The sequence below is a fragment of the Pedobacter sp. 05L430 genome, from assembly GCF_056397585.1.
Window position 1 is genome coordinate 1 of sequence record NZ_JBFTNT010000308.1, and the last position, 4,789, is coordinate 4,789.

The 4,789-nt window shown below is 38.9% G+C and carries 5 protein-coding genes; 3 read left to right on the top strand and 2 right to left on the bottom strand.

All coding sequences use genetic code 11. The features are described 5' to 3' along the window. Together AC1DG9_RS23280 and AC1DG9_RS23285 are read right to left on the bottom strand one after the other, a co-directional pair. Positions 1-868 (bottom strand): site-specific integrase (locus AC1DG9_RS23280; protein WP_477635332.1); only part of this gene is annotated, 868 nt, incomplete at its 3' end. 163 nt (positions 869-1,031) lie between these two features. Continuing rightward, positions 1,032-1,889, bottom strand: a complete 858-nt coding sequence (locus tag AC1DG9_RS23285) for a sugar phosphate isomerase/epimerase family protein (RefSeq protein WP_337716248.1) — start codon at positions 1,887-1,889, stop codon at positions 1,032-1,034. A gap of 84 nt (positions 1,890-1,973) precedes the next feature. Here AC1DG9_RS23285 and AC1DG9_RS23290 point away from each other — a divergent pair, with 84 nt between their 5' ends. The 3 genes from AC1DG9_RS23290 to AC1DG9_RS23300 all read left to right on the top strand — a co-directional run bounded on the left by AC1DG9_RS23290 (position 1,974) and on the right by AC1DG9_RS23300 (position 4,765). Then, on the top strand, positions 1,974-2,819 hold the full coding sequence (locus tag AC1DG9_RS23290; protein WP_337716246.1) for a helix-turn-helix domain-containing protein: 846 nt from the start codon (positions 1,974-1,976) through the stop codon (positions 2,817-2,819). A gap of 413 nt (positions 2,820-3,232) precedes the next feature. Beyond that, a complete protein-coding gene (locus AC1DG9_RS23295; RefSeq protein ID WP_337716244.1) occupies positions 3,233-4,117 on the top strand; it encodes an NmrA/HSCARG family protein in 885 nt (294 codons plus the stop codon). Positions 4,118-4,159: 42 nt separating this feature from the next. Then, entirely contained in the window at positions 4,160-4,765 is a 606-nt protein-coding gene (locus AC1DG9_RS23300; RefSeq protein WP_337716242.1) for an NAD(P)H-dependent oxidoreductase, read from the top strand. Positions 4,766-4,789 lie beyond the last annotated feature (24 nt).

Below are 4,789 nucleotides of genomic sequence, written 5' to 3' on the forward strand. Positions count from 1 at the left end.
GAAGTATATCGAGTGACTTTTTAAGTAGTTTGATACTCAGATCCTCTTTGGTCTTTTTGACCTGGAAGTAGAGGTGTTTTCCATTGAAATTCTTCCAGCGCATCATTAGCAGATCGGAGATCCGGACGCCTCCGGAGTATGCACTGAAAACGTAAAGGTTTCGATGATGGTTGATGATGGAACCATGCTCCAAATCCAGGCTTTCAATTCTCTCCAGCTCGTCATCTAGGAGAAATTCTCTGAAGGTCTTTTGTCCTTTCAGTTTGATCTTATTGAATGGATTTTTCTCTGCCGGCATCAGCTCTTCGTCAATTGCATCACTAATCATTTTCCTGACCACTTTCAGGTTGGAATGCACAGTATTGTTGTGATTCTTTAGTTCCTCAATCAGGAACTGCTGGAAGTCTCTTATAAACTTGACATTGATCTCATCAAAGAACAGCTTGTCTCGTTTTGTAAATTTTTTCAGTTTGCCAAGTATGCCATTGAACCGCCTAATCGTTCCAATACTCAACTCTTCTGATAGTGCCTTACTCCTATTCGACATGAACTCAAAAAAGTCAGCTGGAGGGCTCCCAATGATCCTGGACTTGATATCATAAGCAGTAATGAATTTGGATTTGGTTTCCATCTCCAGAGAGATAGCTTCTGCTTCTGCTTCTTTGGAAGAAATGAAACTGTTTATTTGAGTAGCATTCTTTGCACCTGGTTTTACTTTACCTGTTTTCTCATTCCAGTCTTTTGGATTGATGTAGACATCGAGAGCGATGTACTTTGATTTTCTGTTTTTGGTTAGACGTAGATAGATCGGCACCTGGCCGTTCTTATTGATTTTATCCAGTCTGGGATAGACTTTTACTGATGCCATAGATATACTTGAATTTTAATTCAAGTATAAAAATTTAGCTACTTATCTTGTTAAGGGTCATCTGCCTATAGGTTGACCAAAAGTCAACTTATTCAAGTATGGTACAGAGGTTGCACTAAAAAAGTCTACACGCTATTACCATGTAGACTTTTACTAATCAGTCTTATCCCATGCCGTCAAATTGGGCGATTGATGTATCAAAAGTAGACTTGGCCATTTCCTCCAACGGAAGTTTGCGAATAACTTCTGAAAGCACCTCTACCCCCCAAGGTCCTTTATATCCTTTGGATTGTATTGCTTTTATAAACCCGCGAATATCAAGGGTGCCTTGTCCAGGCAGTTTCCGTTTATGGATAGTGTCCTGCCAAAGCGGATCTATTGGATATCTATCCGCATCATCCAATTCTACTGCACCGATAAACTCCAATGGGATTTTTTCAATCTCACTAAAGGCTATACCGCCGCGACTCAAATGCCACACATCTAAAAGCAATCCACCATTAGGGTGGTTTGCACCCTGTACAATCTCAAGAGCTGTATCTATTGAGTTTACGTTACTAAATGGCATGATCTCCAATACAATAGTGGTACCTGCATCTGCCGCCTCCTGACTTATTTTAGCAAACTCCTCGGACATTAACGGGATATTGATATCGTCCCTAAAAAGACCCGGTGCAATCTTTATATTTCTTGCCCCCAAGGTTTCCGCCGCATGGAGAAGTTCCTGTCTCATTTTATCGGATGTTCTGCGGGCTTCCCCCGTTTCGAACCAATTGTCCAAAAACTCAAACTCCAAATGTTTGATACCGTTTGTTTCTAGGATAGTTTTCATTTCTGAAAAGCCAATCTTATCTATGGTAGCCATCAGATCAGCATGTACCAATCCTATTCCCTTGTAGCCAACTTTAGAAGCTGCTTCAACCCGGAACCTAAAATCAAACGGACTGATCTCAGTCGGACCAAAGGGATGTATGTCTCCAGCTATGGTAAAATAAGCTGCCAATAATTCTATCTCTTTCATTTCTATAAATTTTATAAAGCAAAGTTCCTTCTTGAAACCTGAAAATTAAGGTATATTTGTTTCAATTATCAGTATAATTAATAGATGAAAATCCTAAAACAGTTTGAGCCACTAAGTATTGAGCACGAGGAAAATTTAAGTGAAAGCTGTTCCCGCCATACGCATAACCATTTTGAAATCGTGTACATCAATAATGGAAAGGGCAGTCATTTATATAATGAGAACACATTGGCATATGAAAGTGGTGACCTGTTTTTAATCGCTCCGGGAGACGAGCATTTTTTTGAAATTAATGAGGTCACCACCTTTACCTATATCAAATTTAATGAAGCTTATTTTAATTCGAACAGACACCTTGCTCCCGACGAGTACTATTCCAGTACGCCAGAAGCCATAATGAAACTGCGCTTCCTAAAGGAAGTTAAAATAGAAATGGGCAGTCTTCATTCCGGGATCCTCAAAAACCTTATAAATAGCTTACTTGCCTACGATAAGGTGAAAAATGTTGCTTATTCAGCTGTTGTTTTTTATTTGCTGCTGGGAATCTTCGGCATTATAAAAGAATCGATGCCAGTAGAGGCAATTATGGTTATAAATAATGACCCTAACAACGAACAGATTTTATCCTACCTCCATGAGAATATCTATTGTAGGGAAATGATAACAGTAAAGGCGGTTGCTTCACATTTCAACATTTCAATTAGATATTTCAGCAACTATTTTAAAAGAAACTTTGGAATAGCTTATCAGGAATACCTTGACAATTACCGGATCAAGCTCATCGAAAAGAGAATAGCTATTGGAGGGCTCAAATTGAAACAGATTGCAGATGAGTTTGGATTTACCGATGTCAGTCATTTATCAAAGGTTTTTAAAAAGCTGACCGGGGTAAACCCAACTGACTACAGAATAGCTAACACTCACAAATAATTAAAGCTAATATAACTTATCTTTAGCCGCAGTGGCAATGTAAAGACATTTCAGGCAACTTGTACTCGTTTTATGATCTTCGTCAATATAACTGCTGATCTTTAACCGATCGCGGAATACCTTCTTTTTCTATCGTAACATACAATGATGTAATTGCATATTTCCATTATCGCCTGTGCCCTGGTCTGAACTTTTGATCGGACCATCACAGTTTTCAGTATTTAAAGAAGCTTACCGCAATCGCATTGTCCTGTCATTTCCTGTTTCTTCTCATAAGGGCGGTCCCTTTTGTTATTCTTAAATAAAAACTTCAAAAAATCCTATCCTTAAAATGTATCACGTCTTCCCTGATTTGTATAACGGGCAGCTAAACTCATCCCCTAATTTTGTCTTATAATTAAATACATAAAATTATGAGCAATCTTAAAAAAACAATAGCAGTGATCGGAGCAACAGGCTCACAAGGTTCGGGTGTGGTTAATACCCTTGTACAGGAAGGTACTTTCAATGTAAGAGCAACAACCCGTGATCCCGAAAATTATTCGGGCAAGGCAAGTGAGGTAGTTTACGCTGATTTAACTGATTTGGAGTCATTAAAGGAAGCGTTTAAGGATGTTTATGGCGTATTTGTAGTAACCAACTATTGGGGAGGTGCAGACGAAATTGGCCAGGGCAAAAATGCAGTGGAAGCAGCAAAAGCAGCCGGAGTAGAGCATTTCGTATGGTCAACACTTCCTGACGTTGAATCAATAAGCAACGGTGAATTTGATGTTCCTTTCTTTACAAATAAATCAAAGCTAGATGATACAGTAAAGAATGCAGGATTTAAGTATACATCTTTTGTAGAAGCTCCATTCTATTTCCAAAATCTCGCCGCTTGGCTTGCACCACAGCCGCAGCAAGACGGCACAACCGGTTGGACGCTACCGCTCGATCCGACAAAACAGGTAGTCCATTGGTCAGACATCAACGATATGGGAAAAGTTGTGGCTGGTGCATTTTTGCAGCCTGAAAAAGCAGGCAATGGCAATTACCTTACCTTGGCAACAGAGCTGTACAGCTTTGACGATATTATCGCAGTTTATAAAAAGCACGGCAATACGTATAGCTATGCGCAAGTCCCGGGTGCAGTGTTCTCCAGTCTAATGGAAGGAGGAAAGGGAGTAACGGATATGTTTGGATTTTGTGAAAAATACACCTATATGGGGCCAGGTTCAGCGGCACGAATTGAATTTGCCAAAGAAATTGCCACCAGTGAATATGTATCATTTGACGAATGGTTAAATCAAAATAAGTAGTAAAATAAGATATCAATCAGTAAACAATAATTACCAGTTAAAATGAATCAGAATAAAAAAGTACTGCTTATCAATACCCATCTAAATTATCCCAATTTTAGTGAAGGAGTACTCAATGAATCCCTTCAGACTATTGCCAAGGTTTTTTTTGAGGCCAACGGGTTTGAAGTTTTGGAAACGAAAGTAGAAAATGGTTATGATGCAAACGAAGAGGTTGAAAAACATTTAGTGGCAGATATTATCATTTTGCAGACTCCTATCAACTGGTTTGGGGCTCCCTGGATTTATAAAAAATATGCCGACGATGTCTTTAACAGTGGCAGAGAAAATTTCAGATTTTTGAACGGAGACGGAAGAACCAGAGCAGATTTAACAAAGCAATATGGAACTGGTGGAAACTTACAGCAGAAGAAATTTATGGTATCTGCTACCTGGAATGCACCAAAGGCAAGTTTTGACGATCCAGCACAGTATCTTTTTGAAGGCAGAAGTACTGCTGACGTATTAATAGCTATTACAGCCAATTACCGATTTTGTGGTGCTGAAGTTGTGCCCGATTATAATTGTTTTGATATATTTAAAGATGGGAACGTAAAAAGTGATCTGGAAAAATATCCGCTTTATCTTAAAACCGCCTTTAATCTTTAGTAACATATAAATGTTACAAGAAAC

What these genes read in the sequence shown, in the direction of transcription:
- AC1DG9_RS23285 (WP_337716248.1), bottom strand. Translation starts at nt 1,889, where the DNA reads ATGAAAGAGATAGAATTATTGGCAGCTTATTTTACCATAGCTGGAGAC.
- AC1DG9_RS23290 (WP_337716246.1), top strand. Translation starts at nt 1,974, where the DNA reads ATGAAAATCCTAAAACAGTTTGAGCCACTAAGTATTGAGCACGAGGAA.
- AC1DG9_RS23295 (WP_337716244.1), top strand. Translation starts at nt 3,233, where the DNA reads ATGAGCAATCTTAAAAAAACAATAGCAGTGATCGGAGCAACAGGCTCA.
- AC1DG9_RS23300 (WP_337716242.1), top strand. Translation starts at nt 4,160, where the DNA reads ATGAATCAGAATAAAAAAGTACTGCTTATCAATACCCATCTAAATTAT.